Source organism: Paenibacillus sp. J31R120 (assembly GCF_056269225.1).
The window spans coordinates 119,779-140,178 of record NZ_JBWDNN010000006.1 but is presented as its reverse complement, the minus strand read 5'-3'; the positions used below and the strand labels follow the sequence as shown (position 1 = coordinate 140,178).

Annotated in this window: 16 protein-coding genes; 1 reads left to right on the top strand and 15 read right to left on the bottom strand. The window is 48.1% G+C overall.

The window, feature by feature from the left end; translation table 11 throughout:
* Positions 1 to 3 precede the first annotated feature (3 nt).
* From AC0YNW_RS21205 to AC0YNW_RS21150, 12 genes are all read right to left on the bottom strand, one after another.
* A complete protein-coding gene (locus tag AC0YNW_RS21205) occupies positions 4 to 951 on the bottom strand; it encodes a carbohydrate ABC transporter permease (protein ID WP_387476775.1) in 948 nt (315 codons plus the stop codon).
* A 20-nt stretch (positions 952 to 971) separates the two neighbouring features.
* On the bottom strand, positions 972 to 1,811 hold the full coding sequence (locus AC0YNW_RS21200; RefSeq protein ID WP_475833655.1) for a MurR/RpiR family transcriptional regulator: 840 nt from the start codon (positions 1,809 to 1,811) through the stop codon (positions 972 to 974).
* A 70-nt stretch (positions 1,812 to 1,881) separates the two neighbouring features.
* The gene (locus AC0YNW_RS21195; RefSeq protein WP_475833654.1) at positions 1,882 to 3,183 is read right to left on the bottom strand and encodes an ABC transporter substrate-binding protein; all 1,302 of its coding nucleotides are present in this window, start codon (positions 3,181 to 3,183) and stop codon (positions 1,882 to 1,884) included.
* Positions 3,184 to 3,480: 297 nt separating this feature from the next.
* A complete protein-coding gene (locus tag AC0YNW_RS21190; RefSeq protein ID WP_475833653.1) occupies positions 3,481 to 4,467 on the bottom strand; it encodes a sugar kinase in 987 nt (328 codons plus the stop codon).
* Positions 4,464 to 5,096, bottom strand: coding sequence for a bifunctional 4-hydroxy-2-oxoglutarate aldolase/2-dehydro-3-deoxy-phosphogluconate aldolase (locus AC0YNW_RS21185; RefSeq protein ID WP_475833652.1), 633 nt, complete (start codon positions 5,094 to 5,096; stop codon positions 4,464 to 4,466). Before AC0YNW_RS21185 ends, AC0YNW_RS21190 begins: the two co-directional genes overlap by 4 nt.
* Positions 5,093 to 5,569, bottom strand: a complete 477-nt coding sequence (locus AC0YNW_RS21180) for a RidA family protein (RefSeq protein ID WP_475833651.1) — start codon at positions 5,567 to 5,569, stop codon at positions 5,093 to 5,095. Before AC0YNW_RS21180 ends, AC0YNW_RS21185 begins: the two co-directional genes overlap by 4 nt.
* 36 nt (positions 5,570 to 5,605) lie before the next feature.
* Complete coding sequence (locus AC0YNW_RS21175; protein ID WP_475833650.1) at positions 5,606 to 6,328, bottom strand: amino acid ABC transporter ATP-binding protein; 723 nt, start codon at positions 6,326 to 6,328, stop codon at positions 5,606 to 5,608.
* Positions 6,329 to 6,357: 29 nt separating this feature from the next.
* On the bottom strand, positions 6,358 to 7,017 hold the full coding sequence (locus AC0YNW_RS21170; RefSeq protein WP_387476789.1) for an amino acid ABC transporter permease: 660 nt from the start codon (positions 7,015 to 7,017) through the stop codon (positions 6,358 to 6,360).
* Between the two features lie 10 nt (positions 7,018 to 7,027).
* Positions 7,028 to 7,681, bottom strand: coding sequence for an amino acid ABC transporter permease (locus AC0YNW_RS21165; RefSeq protein ID WP_475833649.1), 654 nt, complete (start codon positions 7,679 to 7,681; stop codon positions 7,028 to 7,030).
* Between the two features lie 89 nt (positions 7,682 to 7,770).
* Positions 7,771 to 8,586 (bottom strand): transporter substrate-binding domain-containing protein, encoded by an 816-nt coding sequence (locus AC0YNW_RS21160; RefSeq protein ID WP_475833648.1) that lies wholly within the window; start codon positions 8,584 to 8,586, stop codon positions 7,771 to 7,773.
* 23 nt (positions 8,587 to 8,609) lie between these two features.
* Positions 8,610 to 9,812: a threonine synthase gene (gene thrC / locus AC0YNW_RS21155; RefSeq protein ID WP_475833647.1), complete on the bottom strand. Its 1,203-nt coding sequence runs from the start codon at positions 9,810 to 9,812 to the stop codon at positions 8,610 to 8,612.
* A 68-nt stretch (positions 9,813 to 9,880) separates the two neighbouring features.
* Positions 9,881 to 10,681: an IclR family transcriptional regulator gene (locus AC0YNW_RS21150; protein WP_387476797.1), complete on the bottom strand. Its 801-nt coding sequence runs from the start codon at positions 10,679 to 10,681 to the stop codon at positions 9,881 to 9,883.
* 325 nt (positions 10,682 to 11,006) lie between these two features.
* On the opposite strand from AC0YNW_RS21150, the gene pdxR reads away from it, so the two are divergent.
* Positions 11,007 to 12,455: a MocR-like pyridoxine biosynthesis transcription factor PdxR gene (pdxR, locus tag AC0YNW_RS21145; protein WP_475833646.1), complete on the top strand. Its 1,449-nt coding sequence runs from the start codon at positions 11,007 to 11,009 to the stop codon at positions 12,453 to 12,455.
* Positions 12,456 to 12,528: 73 nt separating this feature from the next.
* Here the strand turns inward: pdxR and AC0YNW_RS21140 are convergent, their stop codons facing one another.
* The 3 genes from AC0YNW_RS21140 to AC0YNW_RS21130 form a co-directional block, all read right to left on the bottom strand.
* Entirely contained in the window at positions 12,529 to 12,723 is a 195-nt protein-coding gene (locus AC0YNW_RS21140; RefSeq protein ID WP_475833645.1) for a hypothetical protein, read from the bottom strand.
* Positions 12,724 to 12,844: 121 nt separating this feature from the next.
* Entirely contained in the window at positions 12,845 to 14,164 is a 1,320-nt protein-coding gene (locus AC0YNW_RS21135; RefSeq protein WP_475833644.1) for an ATP-binding protein, read from the bottom strand.
* Positions 14,165 to 14,430: 266 nt separating this feature from the next.
* Entirely contained in the window at positions 14,431 to 20,295 is a 5,865-nt protein-coding gene (locus AC0YNW_RS21130) for an RCC1 domain-containing protein (RefSeq protein ID WP_475833643.1), read from the bottom strand.
* Positions 20,296 to 20,400 lie beyond the last annotated feature (105 nt).

Below are 20,400 nucleotides of genomic sequence, written 5' to 3'. Positions count from 1 at the left end.
CATTTAATGTTGAACTTGGTATTTTTTTGAGATGCTTAAAAACAAGGAAGAAAGCACACAGATAATGACGAACATAACGACAGCAAGCGCTGAACCGAGACCAATGGAAACAGAATCTCCGCCAGAGGTACCGCCAAATGCATTTCGGTAGAAATAAGTAGCTAGCGTATCCGTTGACATATAAGGTTCTCCTTGCGAGCCTTGCATCGCATACACAAGTTCAAATGCTTCAAAGGCATGAATAAACGTAAAGACTGTAACGATCACAATGGAAGGAACAATAAGCGGAGCAATAATGGTACGTATAAATTTAAAGCCTTTAACCCCTTCCAATCTCGCAGCTTCGATAACCTCTGTGGGAATCGATTGCAATCCCGCTAGCAATATCAAAAGTGAGAAACCTACACCAAACCAGTTATTTACCATAATAATAGCTGTCAATGCGGTATCAGGATCACCTAGCCATGACTTTGCCCAGCTCCCTAATCCAACTTCCCTGAGCAACGTATTCAAGACTCCTGAATTCGGATTCAAGATCAATTTCCATAAAAATCCGACAACGATAACCGATAAAAGCCTTGGCAGAAATATCGAGGCTTTAAACCACTCTGCCCCTCTGACCTTCGTGTAAATAATATAGGCTAAAATAAAGGCAATTCCATTTTGTACAATCATCTCTAAAATAAAATAGTAAGTGTTATGACCAAGGGCATTCCAGAACATATCATTATACGGCTTTTCAGTGAACAGCTTAACGAAATTACCTAATCCAATAAAGTCGCCTCTCGTCAAGCCTTTCCAGGAGAATAAACTATAGCCAAATGCGGCCATCATCGAATAAACGATAATGATGGAATAGATGATGATGGCAGGAATCGGAAACAAATGAATGATATACTTCTGCCACTGAATTCCGGATTTTTGCAAACCTGCGTTGCTTTTTGTCCCCATTGAATTGCCTCCGTGACTGATTAGTGCTTGATGGCCTCGCGAGTTCTTTCTATTGACTCGATGCTAGAGTCGTAATTTTGAATCACCATTCCTACATATAGCATATCAATGACATTTAACTGAGCGATTCTTGAAGCCATCGCGCCTTTTCTGAAGTTTTGCTCTAAAGAACTTGTAAATAATTGATAATCAGCCTGATCTGCAATTGGACTTGTTCCAAAATGCGTTAGGGATATAATTTTGGCTCCATTTTTTTTCGCTACTTTTAACGCATGCAAAACGTCATTATTGTTGCCCGAATAAGAAATGCCAATAACGACATCCTGTTCATTCAAATTCGCGGCAACCACCGCTTGCATATCTCCGCTATAGGCTGTTTCGCACCATTTATTAATCCGGTTCACCTTTAATTTAAAGTCCTCCGCAATAATAGCTGAGGCTCCTACTCCAAATACCGCAATCTTTCTTGCCCGATTCATGCATTGTACGGCTGCTTCAACGATTTCCTCATCGATGACAGCCAGTGTATCCTTTAGCGACTTCATATTATTATTGGTAACCGACTCCATCACTTCTTTCATCGATTGACCAACTTGAAACGGCTGATATTCATGATTTTCTTCTCCAGCGGAAGATAAATCGGCTGTGATGCGCAGCTTCATGTCTGTATATCCTTCAAATTTTAACGATCGACACAACCGCATAATCGTAGCTTCACTCACCTCTGAAGCTGCTGCTAATTGCTGCAAAGACATACGAACGACTTCAGAAGAATGTTGTAGTATAAAATCAGCAGCTTTCCTTTCCTTACTGCTTAGGCCACTTGCTGCCGCTTCAATACTTACTAGCGCGCCTTTCATAAATACTCCCCCATTAGGGTATTCAAGGGCTGAAGCGTCTTTCGGCCCTTGAATACCAAATTTACATGCCTTAATTCAAAGGCTTAAACCAGGTACCGACACTTTCCTTCACTTGTATACCAACATCCGCAGCTTCCAGTTTCTGAAGAAGCATACCCTGAAGCGCTGTTTCCAACGCTAGCTTCGAGGATGGATTGCCTGCCGCAAAGTATACATTGAATAGATACGGCGTAACAGCGCTTTCATCATTTGCAAAAGCAGAAATTTTCTTCATTAAGGCATCTTCATTCTGTACAGAAGGCAGCGTGCTTTGCCGCAGCAACCGATTAGAAATAATGGTGCCAAACTCTTCCGTTAAAGCAAACTCAATAAATTTCTTCGCTTCTTCCTGATGCTTGGAGTTTTTATTGACAGCGAAGGAACCATCCACCCATGTTGCTACAATCGGATTGCCTTCTTTCGTTGGAATGGGGAACGCATCCAATTGCAGATCTGGGTTCATGCCGCGAATAACTGTAACTTCCCAATCGCCCATAATCATCATGCCCGCTTGCTCGGTTACAAGCATATTGCGCATATCATCCATAGAAATCCCTTCAAAGTTGTTCGGATAATATGGAATCAGTTCTTGTAGCAGTTGAACGGATTGGGTAAATTCTTCGGAATCAAATCCAATCTGTCCTTTGGTAATTTTATTAACAAAATCATTGCCGCCATATCCCACAGGCCCAATTCCGCCATGAACCAACGACAGAATCCAGCCTTCTTTTGCTCCGAAAGCAAAAGGCACTACATCGTTCTGCTTCAGTGTTTCCGCAACTTGAATCATTTCATCCCATGTCTTTGGCTCTGTAAGCTTTAAATCATCAAACATCTTTTTATTATATAGCACTTGAATACTATTTTTTAGAATTGGCGCTCCATATACCTTTCCATCTGAACCTTTTGCCGCAATAAGCAGTTCACTAGGAATTTGATCCAAACCCTGTAAGCCGTCAAGCTCAACCAAATAATCTGAATCAGCAATTTGTTGGCCTGCTACATAAGGCCGCAGATGAATAATATCGGGACCTTCGCCTGTCATTAATTCTGTATTAAGTACTGTGTTGTATTCCGTATTTTTGGTTGGAGCAAATTCCACTTTAATATTTGGGTATTTCTCAGTAAATTTCTTAGCTGCTTCCTCGTAGGCAGCTTTATCCTCTGTTCTCCAGCTTCCAATTTTCAATGTGACCTGTTCTCCAGGACTTTCTGTTGCTGTATCGGTCCCTTTCCCAGGTGACGAAGTATTTCCGTTATTATTTCCCTGTCCGCAAGCTGATAATGCAACTAACATCAAAACCATTAACATTGAAGCAATTCCTTTTTTCATACAACTGCCCCCTAAATTATAGTTAGTTATTACCAAACTGCCCCACTATAATGACTGCCTAGATGAGAATGACACCCCTTTCATAAAAGAACTAATAATTATTTAATTCTGTTTATTCAAGAAGTTTTAATACTTCATAAAATGATTATATATACGAAGTTTTAATTTGTCCATTCATTCTTGCATTTTCATATAAAAAAGCCCTTAAGATTGACATCTTAAGAGCTACACTGCATGTTCATGATTGAATCAGTCAAACCCACTTCATTTTGGCTTTGATCTATATATTGAATTCTTCTATCGTGTCACTTCTGCCGTACCACTGTGTAATCTCTGAACTTCCTCACAGGTTGGCAGCCCCTCCCAATCACCGCGAAACTGTACGGCGAGCGAACCGAGTTCATTCGCCGTTCTTAACATTTGTGTCAAATGCTCCAGATGAGGCGCAATCAGATCGCCATGGTTCCTTTCCTTTAACAAAGTTGATAAAAACCCGACTGCAAAAGCATCCCCTGCGCCAACCGTATCGATGACCTGGGATACCGGGACTCCCTCGACTGCTACCGTCCCATATGGCGTATAGGCAATAGATCCTTCCGCTCCCAGCTTGATCACGACCACCTTAGGACCCATCGACAAGAACTCATTGCCCAGTTCATCCAAATCCTGCTTACCGAGCAAAAATTCAGCTTCATCGATACCAGGCAAAAAGTAGTCACAGTAAGGGATTAGCTCAGTTAATTTGCTGCGAGCTTCTTCCTCGCTCCAAAGTTTACGCCGCAAATTCGGATCGTAAGATATCATGAGCCCCATTTCTCTAGCTAGCTGCATCGCGTATCGAATGGCTTCAAAAGCAGACGAACCAAGAGCCGGCGTTATGCCTGTCACATGCAGATGTCTGACCCCGTCAAACCACTCCTTACGCACATCTTGTGGAGACAAGCCACTGGCCGCTGAGCCTTTGCGATAATAATAAATGGAGGGATCAGCGCCGATCCCGCGATACTCTTTAAAGAAAACAGCCGTTGGAGCTTTTAAATCTTTGATGACAAACGATATATCAACGCCCTCCCCTCCCAGTGTGGATACGATCAGATCGCCGAACGGATCATTCCCCACCCTTCCAATCCAGCGCGCTTTATGGCCTAATCTGGTCAGTCCAATCGCTACATTCGATTCCGCACCCGCTATTGTCTTGGTGAACAAAGGCGCATAGCGAAGCGATTCGCCTTGAAACGGCTGAAACAGAACCATGCTTTCTCCAATAGTTACGACATCCGTCATATGGACTCACCTTTGACTGCGGCCAAATATTGATTCGCCATATCGGTGATTTCCGCATATTTTCCCGCCTGGATCCATTGATGGTTAATCAATTGTCCGCCCACCCCGAGTGCGCACGCCCCAGCTTGTAAATAGGCTGCCGCATTGCCGGGTTCAATTCCTCCCGTTGCAATAAGCGGTATCTGATCTAGCGGAGCTCGAACAGACTTCAAATAATCGATGCCCAGGACGGTTGCAGGAAACAATTTGACTGCTTGAGCACCGGCTTCCCAGGCAAGCACAATCTCTGTCGGAGTCATCGCGCCCGGCCAGACATGAAGCCCTTGTTCCACTCCATAACAGATCATGGCTGTATCTACATTCGCAGATATTAGAAATTCCGCGCCTGCTGCGGCTGCTTCTCTGGCTAATTGCACATTGGTTACCGTTCCGGCACCAATATGCAATTGCGGAAGTCGTTCTCGCAGCATGGCAATGCTTTGTACGGCTTTCTCACTGTTCATCGTTATCTCCATAAATCGAATACCGCCCAAGGACAAGGCCTCGGCAACAGGAAGCACCCGTTCAGGTGCAACCCCCCGAAGAATGGCTACTATTTTCTGCTGCTTTAATTGTTCAGTTAGATTCATAGGGAGGACACCTGCTTCAACTCTACAATCATTTCAATCTCAACCGGTATATTAAAGGGGAGCTCACTCGTACCGATCGCTGACCTTGCATGTTTGCCTCGCTCACCAAATACTTGCTCTAATAGCTCGGAAGCTCCATTGATCACATATGGCTGATCAACAAATCCGGGAGCACTATTGACGAAGGCGAGCAGCTTTACAATTCGATGAATCTGATCCAGATCTCCCAAATGACTTTTTAAAACAGCAAGCAGGTTGATCATCGTCTGTCTGGCCGCTTCTTGACCTTGCGTAATCGTCAAGTCCTGCCCCAGCTTGCCCACATAAAGAAACTTGCCGTTCACCCGACAGTCATTACCTGAAGTAAAGACCAGGTTTCCCGTAGTCACTGCCGGAATATAGATTGCCGCAGGCGCAGGAGGCTCGGCCAATTCGATCCCTAATTGCTGCAGACGTTGTTCAATGATTCCCATACCGGTATTCCTCCTTCGCAATGTTAAATCCTACAATTATAGCACCTTACTAAGAAACGCCTGTGTGCGTTCATTCTTGGGATTCGTGAATATGTCCTTTGGCGGCCCTTCCTCGATAATAATGCCTTGATCCATAAAGATGACGCGATCAGCGACTTCACGGGCAAATCCCATCTCATGTGTCACGACAACCATGGTCATGCCTTCTTTGGCCAAATCCTTCATGACAGACAACACTTCGCCCACGATTTCCGGATCCAGCGCTGATGTCGGTTCATCGAACAGCATCACTTTCGGGTCCATTGCAAGCGCCCTGGCAATTGCAACCCGCTGCATCTGCCCCCCGGACAAGCTGCTTGGATAAACATCCGCTTTGTGACTCAGCCCGACCTTCTCCAGCAAAGACATCGCCTTCTGACGAGCCTTGTCCTTATCCATCTTCAATACCTTAATCGGTGACAATATGATGTTGTCTATCACCTTCATATGAGGAAACAGGTTGAATGATTGAAATACCATGCCCACTTCCTTGCGAACTTGATTAATATTCATCTTCGGGTCTGTCAGATCATGCCCATTAATCTTGACCGTCCCGCCTGTGATCGATTCGAGCAAGTTCAAGCAACGCAGGAACGTACTTTTTCCTGAGCCCGATGGTCCAATCACGCAGACAACTTCATTCGTACGTATATGGCAATCTATACCCTTTAGCACATCGACTTTCCCAAAACTTTTATGCAAATTTCCCACCTGAATCATAGGCTGTTCCTCCTCGGCCATCATTGACGTTACGTGTTTGTCCGCGCCATCTTTGCTTCATAATATTGTGCCAATCTGGAAAGTGCGTAGCAAATGATAAAATAAAAGACGGCTACAGCCAGGAACGACTTTAACGGATCAACGGTTAAATTGCTGACGACTCTTCCTGCTTTGGTCAAATCAATAAATCCGATTGTTGACACGAGAGAGGAATCTTTCACCAAGGCAATAATAAAGCCGATTCCCGGCGGAACGATCACTTTCATCGCCTGCGGCACAATAATGTATCGATATTTTTGAAAATAGCTCATGCCAAGGGCATCTGCCGCTTCAAACTGTCCTTTGTGTATGGACTGAATGCAGCCTCGCACAATTTCACCCATATAGGCTCCGGCATAAACAGACAAAGCGATGACTGCTACCACTTCTTTCGATAAATCCATACCCGGTACCAGCAGAGGCAAGGCGAAATAGATAAAAAAGATAATGATCAATAATGGAATACCACGAATCAGATTAATATAAATAGCGCTGATCCACCGCGCCCATCGATTGTCCGATGTAGCACCCAATCCCAGCAACAGCCCGATTACACCGCCCAAAATAATAGAGAAAAAACAAAGCACAACGGTAAACCAAGCACCTTTGGCAATAGGAACCAAATGATGCCACCCAAAATCTTCAAACATTTGTTCCCACCTACCATCTAAATAATTTCTTTTCGATTACTTTCGATAACATTGCAAATATAGATGAACTTGCATAATACAGAATAGCTCCAATCGTTAATATCTCGAAAGTTCGGAACGTTTTTGAATCAACATTCATGATTTGATAGGTCAATTCTTCCAGAGAAATGACAGAAGCCACCGACGAGAACAGAAAAAGCAGGATCAACTGGTTCGTCAACGCCGGAAAAACGCTGCGAATAGCTGGAGGCAATATGATGTGCCTAAAAATCTGTGTTGACGTCATTCCCAAGGCACACCCTGCCTCCCTTAAGCCTTTCGATACCGAATTGAACCCTGCTCTGAATATCTCCGCCGTATAGGCCGCATTATTTAAGGTAATGCCGATTATTGCCGACCAAAGCGGATTAATATTGATTCCGAGCTGACCCAGGCCAAAATAGATCAAGTACAATTGCACCAATAGCGGTGTATTTCGGATGATCTCAATATAAGCAGAACTAATTTTTCTTAATACTTTTGACTTTCCCGTTTTGGCCAAATTGACGAATACGCCTAGCACACTTCCAACAAGCATGCCGAATACGGTGATATACAAGCTAATGGCTAATCCTTTCAGCAATAGGGGGATGTACGGAAATACATCGCCAAAATAAAAAGTCATTGTCCACCCCTCGCTCCTACTTTTGGCGTGAATGAGACGATCCATTCGCCTCATTCACCCCAATAGATTTTCTATTCCGAATATTCAGATTAATAATTAACCAATTTTGGCAAATCTCTTCCGAACCATTTCTTGTACAGCTCTGCATTATCGCCTGAATTGTTAAAATCGCGAATGAAGTTATTTAAATAATTTAACCAGATCTGATCGCCTTGCTGCACAGCCATCGCAATATAGCCGGGCTTGTACGGATCAAGCGGAAGCGCTTCCATTTCTGGGTTTTTGTCAGCAAACTCATAAACGATCGGGTTTTCCTCAATTAATGCATCGACTTTACCGGTCTTCACAGCCATAAATGCATCTGCAATCGTATCAAAACGTACAACCTCAGTATCTGGAAAATACTTCGACATTACACTATCGTTCGTGCTGCCCCGTGTCACTGAAACTTTCTTGCCAGCCAAATCATCATAGCTTGTGATCGGATTGTCCTTGCGGTATAAAGGCAACGGACCTGCTGCGGCATAAGCTTCCGTAAAAGCGATCGATTTCGCTCTTTCATTGGTCGAAGTGTATGAAGCGATAACAACGTCGACCTTGTCTGTCTGAATTAACGGTAGACGATTGGCTCCATCCGTCGAGACAAACTCAACCTTGAGCCCGCCCATGGCTTCAGCGAGTCTGTAGGCAATATCAATATCATATCCTTCAAAATTTCCTGAAGCGTTCAGAATACTCCATGGCGGATTGTCAGGCAGTACGGCCACCCTGATTTTCTTCGTTTTCATCATTTTGCTCAAATGACTTTCAGAAACCTCTCCGCTTCCTCCAGACGTGCATCCTGCCAAAGCAAAGGCCATAACCAGCAGCGGCAGTAAAAATAACTTTGTAAATCTTTTAGACATTGTCCATTCCCCCTGGTGTTTAATTATATCGTCAACAGCTTCTTCAGCTGCTCCGAACTGTTATCGACGATCGGCGCTTCTTCTACAGGGCCAAGGTTATTCATATCCTTTAATCCATGTCCTGTAAGAATAGCGACCACAAGATCGTCACTGCTGATTTGCCCCTCATGCAGGCTCTTCGCTACCCCGGCAATTGCTGCTGCTGCTGAAGGCTCAACGAACAACCCCTCGTCCTTGGCCAACCATTGCTTAGCCTCCAATATCCGTGCATCGCTGACATCGATAGCGAAGCCATTGGACTTCCTGATCACATCAAGGGTGAAAGCCCCATCTTTCGTATAGCCCACAAGTCCATCAGCAATTCCTCCGGCGATCGTGTTGGGAGCGGGTTCTGAGCCCACTATCGTGCTCCCTGACAGAAAGGCCTTGACAATCGGATTGTTTCCTTCCGCCTGAACGCCTACCATTCGAGGCAAACTTACCTTCCCATCTGTTTGCTGATAATCGACAAATCCTTTATAGGTGCCGACGAGCAAGGGTCCTGCTCCAATCGGCACATAGATGGCATCCGGCGATTCTTTCATCTGCTCGAATATTTCATATCCGACCATTTTATCGCCTTCAACCGTGTAGGGATTGTAGAATGTGGTTGTCAGATTGTACAGCTCCCCGGACTGGGATAACTCTTTAGCCAATCCAAAGCAATTACTATAGGGCCCCTGTACCCGAATGACCTTCGCCCCATAAGCTAAAGTCTGCATAATTTTCTCTCCGGGCGTTGAAGCAGGCACCAGTATAATGGCTTCGAGGCCCGCCCGCGCCGCGTAGGCGGCTACGGAAGCCGCACCGTTGCCGCTGGAAGCGACAACGACTTTGCGGTACCCGAATTCAACCGCTTTTGCAACCCCGATGGCAATCGGACGATCCTTGAACGACCCGGTAGGATTCGTAAATTCGCATTTCAACAATAACCTGCGGAGACCCAATCGTTTCGCCAAATGACCCGCTTCTATCAAGCTGGTATTGCCTTCTCCAAGACTGATCGCCTGTTCTCTACGTATCGGCATACATTCATATGACTGACTTAACGGAAGCTGAGTCTTGTCCTGTAATTCTGCATGATCATAATAGACTTCGAGAATTCCCTGGCACTTAGGACACTCATAGATTGGATTGAGTGAAAGTCTGCTATCACATTGTATACAACGCAGACCTGATGCTGGCATAACGACCCCACCCTTATCTTCATTATTATTTCATCAACAGTTGGCACACTTATGTCTACAGGGCTGATCTAGCTTCGCAAACGCATACTGGGAACATAGCCCATCCTTCTGGATATTTGTTCGCCGCTCTCCACCACTTTTGACAGGATGATCTCTTTACTCGATTGAACCTGGTTCGTTGGTCCTGCACAACTGATCGCTCCAACCACTCTTCCGGAATAATTGAAAATCGGTACAGCATAACAGGAAAGCCCTATCTCCCCTTCTTCATTATCCGTAGCCCACCCTCGCAGACGAGTGCGGCTCATTTCCTCATGAAACAATTGTCGATCGGTAATGGTGTTGATCGTTTTTCCTTCCATGCCTTTATCCTCAAGAATGCGATCCAGCTCTTCCATCGAGAATGTGGAAGCGATTGCTTTGCCGAGACCTGTACTATGAAGTGGACGCCGCGATCCCAGTTGAGCCGAAGTGCGGATTGAATTCGTCCCTTCTACTTTGTAAAGATATACAATCTCTCCTTCGTTATAGACAGCCAAAAAAGCGGTTTCCCCGGTCATTGTGGAGATTTCCCTCAAATAAGGGGCAGCGGCGTCGACAATTTCAATGTTGATCAAGCCAGTAACCCCGATCTCGATCAGTTTCAAACCGAGTGCGTATTTTTCTGTATTCGGCTCCCATTCTACATATCCCCGTAATCTTAATGTTTCCAAAATTCGATGGACTGTGCTTTTGGGTAACTCGACCTTCTGTACGATTTCCGCCAAGGATATGCTGCTCTTGCAGTTCGCCAGCAATTCAAGCAGGATTAATGCACGCTCCACACTTGAGTTTGTTTGAGCCTCTCCATCTTGCTTAACAGACACCATCTTCTCCCCCTTTCAATAAAACGCTTTCATTAACGATTAAAAAAATAGTTGCATGCTGGGCATACAATTCCTTACGATGAATATTGTCATAAATTATGATAACGGGACATCGTTCCATTATTATGATGTAAGTTCATAATAACGGGATGCCATTTCACTTGTCAATGGAAATGTTTTCAATCAAAAAACAGGCTTCTTAATGGCAGTTGCTGCTGGCCATCATGAACCTGTTTGATCTATTCCCCCCGGCGATTGTGTTCCGCCCCATCAATGGTATCATAACAATCATATGGACTATTCTTAATGGATTGAGGGAACCTAAACGATGTGGAAACCTGACCGACAGAGCAAAAAACCGCTATATGCCCAAATAGCGGATCATCTGGAACAGCGCATATCCTACGGCGAGTTTCCGCCCGGCAGTCTGCTGCCTTCCGAGCGCAAATTGGCAGAGCAGTTGGACGTGAACCGGAGCACCGTCATTCTAGCCTTCTCCGAGCTTCGCTCTATGGGCATTATTGAAGGGAGATCCGGCAGCGGTACACGGGTCACTATGACCAAATGGGGAGCGACGCCCAAGCATACGCCGAATTGGAAACGATATGCGGAAGGGGGCAATTTTTTACCCAATCTGCCGTTCATGAGGAGGATTCGGGAAGCGCTGGCGCAATCTCCATCCCTGATTGATTTCGCCAGCGGAGAGCTGTCTGCGGATCTAGCGCCAAGCGAAGAAATATCAAGCCTGATGAGTCGCCATGAGTATACCGCCTATCTGGGCTACGACCATCCTCAAGGCTACGTTCCGCTCAGAGAGGTGCTGGTCCCCTATCTGGGCAAGCATCGGCAGATCCATACGACCGAATCATCCATCCTGATCACATCTGGTTCACAGCAATCCCTATATCTCATTACCCAATGCCTGTTGTCCCCAGGTGACGCCGTGGCAATCGAGGACCCGTCTTATTCTTACTCTCTTCCGATGTTCCAATCCGCCGGCCTCAGGCTGTTCCGTCTGCCCGTTGACCGGGATGGTGTTTGCCCAGAGGATATTCGCACCTTGTATAGACGGCATCGGATCAAGATGGTCTTCCTGAATCCGAACTACCAGAATCCTACGGGTACCGTACTCGGCATGGAGCGCCGCAAGCGTCTGCTGGAGCTGGCGAGCGAGCTCGCGCTTCCCATCGTGGAGGATGACCCCTTCAGCCTCACTTCATATGCAGGCATGCCGCCAGCACCGCTGAAATCCATGGATTCGACCGGTTCCGTTCTCTATATCGGGTCTTTCTCCAAGATTGCGGCATCCGGTCTGCGCGTAGGCTGGATGGTTGCGCCGAATGCCATTGTAGAGAGGCTGGCGGATGCCAGGCAGCAGATGGACTTTGGCTTAAGCGTTATTCCTCAGCAGGTCGCCGCCCAGTTTTTGAAATCCGATTATTTCGAGCCTCATCTGGAACGGCTGCGGATGCAATTGCAATTTAAGCGTGACTTGCTGATTGCTGCTCTGGAAAGGGAGCTTCCGGATATGATTTCCTTCACAGCGCCGGAGGGTGGATTACATCTGTGGTGCAAGCTGGCCCCGGAGGTCCATGACGGCAAGCTGCTGGAGGAAGCCATTCGCAGAGGCGCTGTATTCGTGCCAGGCAGCGTGTATGGCTCCGATTCCGGCTATGTCCGTTTCACTTTCGCCCGGGCCAAGGCCGAGGAAATCAACTCCGGCATATCCCGATTCGCAGATGCTCTGCGTGCATTGCTTGGGGAAACGAATCCCTAAAACGAACTAACCGCCGGGCTCATAGCCCGGCGGTTACGTATATCGGAGCATAGCCTCCCTATTGCGCCTGCCCTTAAAGCCATATTAAGATAGCCGCTACGATAATAATACCAACAACGTAGATGACGCCAAGTCGCAGCCATTTGCGTCCGGTCTGCTGGGAGTAGCGCGGATCCTCTACCTTGTTGCTTGCAGAGCGGCCGATCCATATGGTCGAGATCAATCCAACTGCCATAACTAGAATAATAATAAAGTACAACCATTCCATGATTATCACCTGCCTGATGAATGATTATACTGCCATTATAAAGAGACCTTACCCTTCGCACACCCGCCATTGCAGGATTGTTTCCACCATCCATTTGCCGAACCGAAAAGGCTGCCCTCCATTATACAAGTGGAAGCTCAACATGTACTTCCGTTCCAGCATAAAGCTTGCTTCTTACATCGATACTGCCCTCAAAATGATCCGTCAGCTTCTTGACCATAAACAACCCGATTCCTTGACCGCTTTTGTCCGTATTCATCTTCTCATATTTGCGGAACAGCTTCTCCAGCTGTTCATTCGTCATGCCGACGCCTTTATCTCTAACATCGAATTGCAGCATCCCTTCCCGGACATGGGCATGCACCGATACGGATGAACCTTCGTGGCTGTATTTGATCGCATTGCTAATGAGATTAGACACAATGAGCTTGAAGCCGATACTGCTTCCATAGATCTGCGCCTCCTGCACGTCAATCTCGGCGTGGCATTCCACACCTTGCGTCCGTGCCTTTGTCGTCATCATGTGCAGTACCTCATCCAGAAGCGGCTTCACGTTGACCGCTTCCTTCTGCCACAGCGTATCTGTCGAGAGAAGCTGCTCCGTATTAATAATATGGGCGATTTCATGATCGATTACGTCCACATAGTCGACAATCGCTTGCAGCTTGCGCATATGATCTTCGCCCATCTCTGTTCGCGGATTAAGCATGAGCATCGCATACGCCCGAATCACCGTAAGCGGATTGCGAACCTCATGCGATACGGCATGGGCAAAATCAAGCTTTTGTTTATACAGATCCATCTCCGACTGCATCTCCATATGGACGGCAGGAGACGGAATAATGACCGATCGTTTGGTATCCCGGTAAAACATAGAAGGAGCGAGAGAATCATCCGTCATAAAATATTCATGTGATCGCATCATCTCATTTTGAATATGAGCGGGTATCGTCTTGGCGTCATAAGCACACACCCCCAACATCTGGGCGTTCAGTATGGAAGAATCACAGCGATCCTCATAAATCAGAAGCTGTTCCTCGATGTTTCCGTTCTCATCCCATGGCACGTGGCCCCAGGAGCGGATTGCTCTGGGGTTTTGCTGCAAAGGGGCGAACAGTTCCGCAAAATTGTTCATCACATCGGACACAAGCAGCATGCCGTGCTCATAATAAAAGTCGATATGATTGACATAGTGAAACCGTTCCAAGGCATCGCTTCCAACGCGGCTAGACAGTGATTGGATCACTTCCAGATAATTCGGTTCGCTATCGATGAATACGACATGTTCGTCTTGAATAAGTCCGTTGATGAGAAACGATGTGGCGTTTTTAATATAGGCATCATGATTCGTATAATAATAGAGAATATGCGCACCATTGGTCACGTCGACTTGATCCATCAGAGATATCGTATTAGGGATCATCACAAACTTCCTTCGCATTTAATGTTGTTATTCTCCTATCTCATTCTACGTGTGGACACTCTTCCCTTTATTGCCAACCAAAAAGACATAAAAAGATTGAAAAATTCATATTTATTTCTATTTATTTCAATAAAATGAAATTATATTGTGGAGATTTTATTGCTTTAGCTCTCTATTGCAATTCCTCCTGGTCGTCATAATGAGAATAGAAGAAGAAGCAGGCATGAGGAGGACCCGTAGTCCTCCGCACCTGCTTCTTGCCAACTCTCGTATTATCGAATGTCTTAATCGGTTTCGTTGTCTGTGTACAGCCTCATCAACAGCGCAATCGATTCCGAGCGCGTGATGTTCGCTTGCGGCATATACTGGTTCGCGCCGCGACCGCCGATTATCCCTTCAAGGCGGAGTGCCTCGATGGCCGCCTTGGCCCATGACGGAATACTGCTATCATCCGCAAAACCGGTGCTTGCCGCGCTGCCTTTGCCAATGCCGAGCGCTCTGGCAATGATGACAGCAGCTTCAGCTCGAGTGATCGATTGGTTCGGACGGAAGGTTCCGTCATCATACCCTTGCACCCATCCCAGCTCCAGCGCATGAGCGGTAGCTTGCTCCGCCCATGAGCCTATCGATGCTTGATCCGTGAATTCATGAGTGGCGCCGCTCCACTTAGGTTGCAGCAGCTTCACCAGCATGACGATAAACTCTGCACGGGTAACGGATTGATTCGGACGGAAGGTCTGATCCGGATAACCATTCACCAGCCCCAAGGCCACCGCTTGCTTTATCTGATTCTCAGCCCAATGTTCTGCGATATCAATCAGTTCCTTGAGCGGCGGCTTTGGCTCGGATGCTTTGCGCTGAATGTTCAGTCTATATACGCGCTCTGTTCCATCTTCCGCAATGATGGTAATAGTAAATTTGTTTTCACCTGCTTGCAGCTTCCATAGCTTTCCGCTAATTTCTTTGCCATCCTGGAGCACCGTTGCCTTCGCTCTTTGATGCGCGAGCTCTAAAGTAATCTCCAGTTCCTCCGCTTCTGTCTCGATGGTGTAATCGGAAATGGATGCCGAGAAAGCAGGAACAAGCTCAATACGGCTGTTGCCGGCCATAATGGTTAATTGCTTAAGGTGGTTATTGCCAGACCGCTCCGGCTCAATAGACGGGCCGCCTGGATTGGTTGGTCCAGGCTTGATGACAGAGTCATCATAGGCGGCAATGGCCTGCTGCAAAACAGATGCAGCTGCGTCTATCGCTACTTGCAGGGAGTCGGTCTTATTTACTTCCGCTTCAGCCGTAACAATAGCGGTTGTCAGCGCGGTTCGAGCACTTGCTGGGTATGTTCCGGGACGCGTACCCTCACTGGTATCCGCCAAACGCTTCTTCGCTGCCTGAATTTGTTCAAGAAGAACTGTTTTGTTCGCCAATGTGACGACTTCAACGGATAAGCCTATGCTCTCTCCCGCGTCATTAAATGCTTTAACCGTAAACGTATAGCGAACGCCAGAATCGAGATGGTCGACAAGATAGCTGTTCTCTTGTCCAACTGCGATCTCAGCCAGCGGTTCCGGATCGTTGTTCATATAAATGCGATAACCTGTTACACCGACGTCAGCCTTTGCTTCAGGCCAAGTAAACTTCAGGGCTGTATCTGTCACTCCCGATACCTTGGCATCGCCGCTCGTCCAGATCGGTGCGTCCGGCTGAGGCACCTCCGATGACCGATACGTTGCGAGTGCAGCGTTCAGATCGTTGCGAGCCTTTTCCACTTGTGCAGCAGTCGCTAGCGCATTAGAAGCTATAGCTTTCGCTGAGGTGATCGCTTGGCTTAATGTTGCTCTAGCACTTGCAGGGTACTGACCTGGGTTCGTTCCCTCCACTGTCGAGGCTAGTTCTGCCTCTGCTTCTGCAATGACTGCGTTCAGCGCATCCTTGCCCGCTTCCGGCACTTTGGCTGTACGGTACGTTGCGAGCGCAGCGTTCAGATCGGTACGTGCTTTTTCTACCTGCGCCGCTGTTGCTTGCGTATTAGAAGCGATAGCCTTCGCTGCGGTGATCGCTTGGCTTAATGCTGCTCTAGCACTTGCAGGGTACTGACCTGGGTTCGTTCCCTCCACTGTCGAGGCTAGTTCTGCCTCCGCTTCTGCAATAACTGCGTTCAGTGCATCCTTGCCCGCTTCCGGTACTTTCGCTGCACGGTACGTTGTGAGCACAGCGTTCAGATCGGTGCGTGCTTTTTCTACCTGCGCCGCTGTTGCTTGCACATTAGAAGCGATAGCCTTCGCTGCGGTGATCGCTTGGCTTAATGCTGCTCTAGCACTTGCAGGGTACTGACCCGGGTTCGTTCCCTCCACTGTCGAGGCTAGTTCTGCCTCCGCTTCTGCAATGACTGCGTTCAGCGCATCCTTGCCCGCTTCCGGTACTTTCGCTGCACGATACGTTGTGAGCGCAGCGTTCAGATCGGTGCGTGCTTTTTCCACCTGCGCCGCTGTCGCTTGCGCATTTGAAGCGATAGCTTTCGCAACAGTGATCGCTTGGCTCAATGCTGTTCTAGCGCTTGTTGGGTACTGGCCTGGGTTCGTTCCCTCCACTGTCGAGGCTAGTTCTGCCTCTGCTTCCACAATAACTGCGTTCAACGCGTCCTTGCCTGCTTCCGGTACTTTCGCTGCACGGTACGTTGTGAGCGCAGCGTTCAGATCGGTGCGTGCTTTTTCTACCTGCACCGCTGTTGCTTGCGCATTTGAAGCGATAGCTTTCGCAACAGTGATCGCTTGGCTCAATGCTGTTCTAGCGCTTGCCGGATATTGGCCTGGATTAGTTCCTTCCACTGTCGAGGCTAGTTCTGCCTCTGCTTCCACAATAACTGCGTTCAACGCGTCCTTGCCTGCTTCCGGTACTTTCGCTGCACGGTACGTTGTGAGCGCAGCGCTCAGGTCAGTACGTGCTTTTTCTACCTGCGCCGCTGTTGCTTGCGCATTCGACGCTACCGTTTTCGCAGCAGTGATCGCTTGGCTCAATGCTGTTCTAGTGCTCGGTGGGTACTGGCCTGGGTTCGTTCCCTCCACCGTCGAGGCTAGTTCTGCCTCTGCTTCTGCAATGACTGCGTTCAGCGCGGCCTTGCCTGCTTCCGGCACTTTAGCTGCGCGATATGTCGTAAGTGCTGCACTCAAGTCCGCGCGTGCTTGCTCTACCTGTGCGGAAGTAGCTTGGGCATTGGACGCCACTGCCTTAGCTGTAATTATTGCTTGGCTCAACGCCGTTCTGGCGCTAGCAGGGTACTGGCCTGGATTTGTGCCTTCCATTGTCGAGGCCAGCTCGGCCTCGGCTTCCACAATCACTGCGGTCAGCGCATCCTTGCCCGCTTCCGGTACCTTGGCTGCACGGTACGTTGTGAGTGCAGTACTAAGCTCATTACGTGCTTGTTCCACCTGCGTCGCTGTCGCTTGCGCGTTGGACGCTATTGTCTTCGCAGTATTAATTGCTTGGCTCAGCGCCGTTCTGGCGCTTGCCGGATACTGACCCGGATTTGTGCCTTCCGTTGTCGAAGCCAGCTCTGTCTCAGCTTCCACAATCGCCGCATTTAGTGCTGTCTTATCCGCTTCCGGCACCTTCGCCCCATGATACGTGGTAAGCGCTGAGCTAAGATCTGCACCTGCTTGCTCAACCTGAACTGTCGTTGCCGACACATTAGACGACACCGCCTTCGCATCAGCAATCGCCTGGCTCAACGCTGTTCGAGCGCTGACAGGGTACTGACCCGGATTTATGCCTTCCATTGTCGAAGCCAGCTCGGCCTCGGCTTCCACAATCACTGCGTTCAGTACGGTCTTATCTGCTTCCGGCACCTTCGCTGCGCGATAGGTTGCAAGCACAGCGTTCAGCTCTATGCGTGCTTGTTCAACCTGAGCTTCTGGCGTTTGTATATTCGACACCACAGCCTTAGCAGCAGCTATCGCTTGACTTAAAGCCGATCTTGCAGCTGCCGGATACTGCCCCGGATCATTTCCTTCCACCGTTGACGATAACTCCGACTCTGCTTCCGCAATCACCGTATTTAGTGCCGTCTTATCCGCTTCCGGCACCTTCGCTCCGCGATACGTTGTGAGTGCAGCACTTAGGTCGGACCTAGCCTGCTCTACTTGTGCAAACTTGGCAGATACGTCGCTTGACACCGCTTCAGCTGCAGCAATAGCTTGGCTTAAAACCGTTCTTGCAGCTGCCGGATACTGCCCCGGATCATTTCCTTCCACCGTTGACGATAACTCCGACCCTGCTTCCGCAATCACCGCATTTAGTGCCGTCTTATCGACTTCAATAATTTCTGAATCCCAAAAATCCATAATTGCATTCAATAGATTTTTGCGCGCCGTATCATAGAGGGTATAAGGAACCCCAGGTTCGGCAGAGATAGCCTTCGCCTCTGCTATCGCATTGGCAAACGCCAATCTCGCGCTTGCTGGATATTGTCCCGGATCAACACCTTCTTCAGTTGCTGCCAGCTCCGCCTCCGCATCCGCAATAACAAAATCGAGCGCTTCCTTGTACTTCGTCTCCGCCGATACGAATTTTACGTTTTGCTTTGCCGGAATAGCAATGCCATTGATGCTGGCAGATATAACGGCATTGCCTTCTGAGGCGCTTGCTACTTTAGCGATGAATTGCCCATCCCCTGTATATACAAGCTGATTAACGGCTCCTATACTGGATTGAATATCGATTTTATCGGTGCCGAACTGGGATACGCGCTTCCAAAAATCCGCCAGCTGCAAGCTCACCGTAACCTCTTCATTCAAAAAGACTTCCGTTTTACTAATCGCCCAATAAGCTTGACGGGGATCTGTCATCGTCATTTGAGAGAAGCGTGCCAGATGCGTCTCCGAACGGTTGCCGCCCAGTTGACCATAGTTGTTGCTGCCTGCGCTCCATACCGTCCCGTCCTTGCGCAACACGACACTGTAAAACGCGGCAATAGCAACCTGCTCCATATCGGAAATCGTCGTTCCATTCTCCGCCAGTTCAACTTTCTCTGGCGATAAAACAAAAGGGGTATCGTTCCCGAGTCCTAATTGCCCAGTCACTATATTGCCATAAAAATCAAGTCCACTTCCCCAAGCCCATAGACTGCCATCCTCCTTGACGGCAATCGTATGATTGAATCCTCCGTCAACCATCGCCACCCCTTGAAGTGCATCACCCGACGGAAACATTATTTTCTCTGCACGGGTTCTAAAATTGCGATCATTCAAACCTAGCTGTCCGGATTCGTTGCTTCCCCATGCCCAGAGCGACCCGTCCTTCGCAATGGCAAGCCCATAAGCCTCACCGCTGCCGATCGCCCGGATCTGATCAAGCGGCGTACCGTCCCCCTTCGTAACCGGAGTTGGATAAGCCCGATGGGTATAGGTGCCGTCACCCAATTGCCCTCTTCCGTTATACCCCCAAGCTAGCAGCTTGCCCTCATCGCCCTGAATGGCGTAGGTCTGGCTGCCTTTGGACTGAATATCCCGAATATCCGTCAAAGGAACACCGGCCGAGGCAAGCACTTGGATTGGGGCCGGAACGTAATTGTTCGTAGTGCCGATTCCGGCCTGCCCTACCTGATTATCTCCCCAAGCCCATACCGTGCCATCCTCCGCCAAGGCTGAGGCATGTGTGGAACCAGCCGATATTTTCACAATCTTGGGAAGCCCTGCAATTGGCTCCGCCGCATAACTCACCATATATTCCGGAGCACGTCCAAGCTCATTGCTGGCATTAAATCCCCATGAATAGACGACCCCGTTCTCATCCAAAGCCAAAGAATATTGAGGACCCGCCGAAATCGCCGCAATCTTGTTCAACATCCGATGCTGTCCGTTGTATAGTTCATAGACCGGCATGGCTACATTCAAAGACTGGATGGAGCCATTGCCAAATTGCCCAAGATTATTTCTTCCCCAGGCTCTGACTGTCCCGTCGTTCAGCAGTGCCAATACATGCGAGTCACCTGCGGATATGGATACCACCTTCAATGTAAAAGGCTCGTTCCCCGCAGCCGCGTTGACAGCAACGGGAGCCGCGAGCGCTCCCAGAGCCAGCGCCGCTATCAGAACCCATTTCAGAGCCAAGAGCACTCCGAAATATCCTCTCTTCCTTATGTAAGTCGCGTTCATCTTCTCCTGCTACCTCCCTTAATTTAAGTCCTCTATGTCTCGACATGAAATGACACAATTCTATTCATTGTATGGAAATTCGTCCCCGAAACAATTTGCAAATGT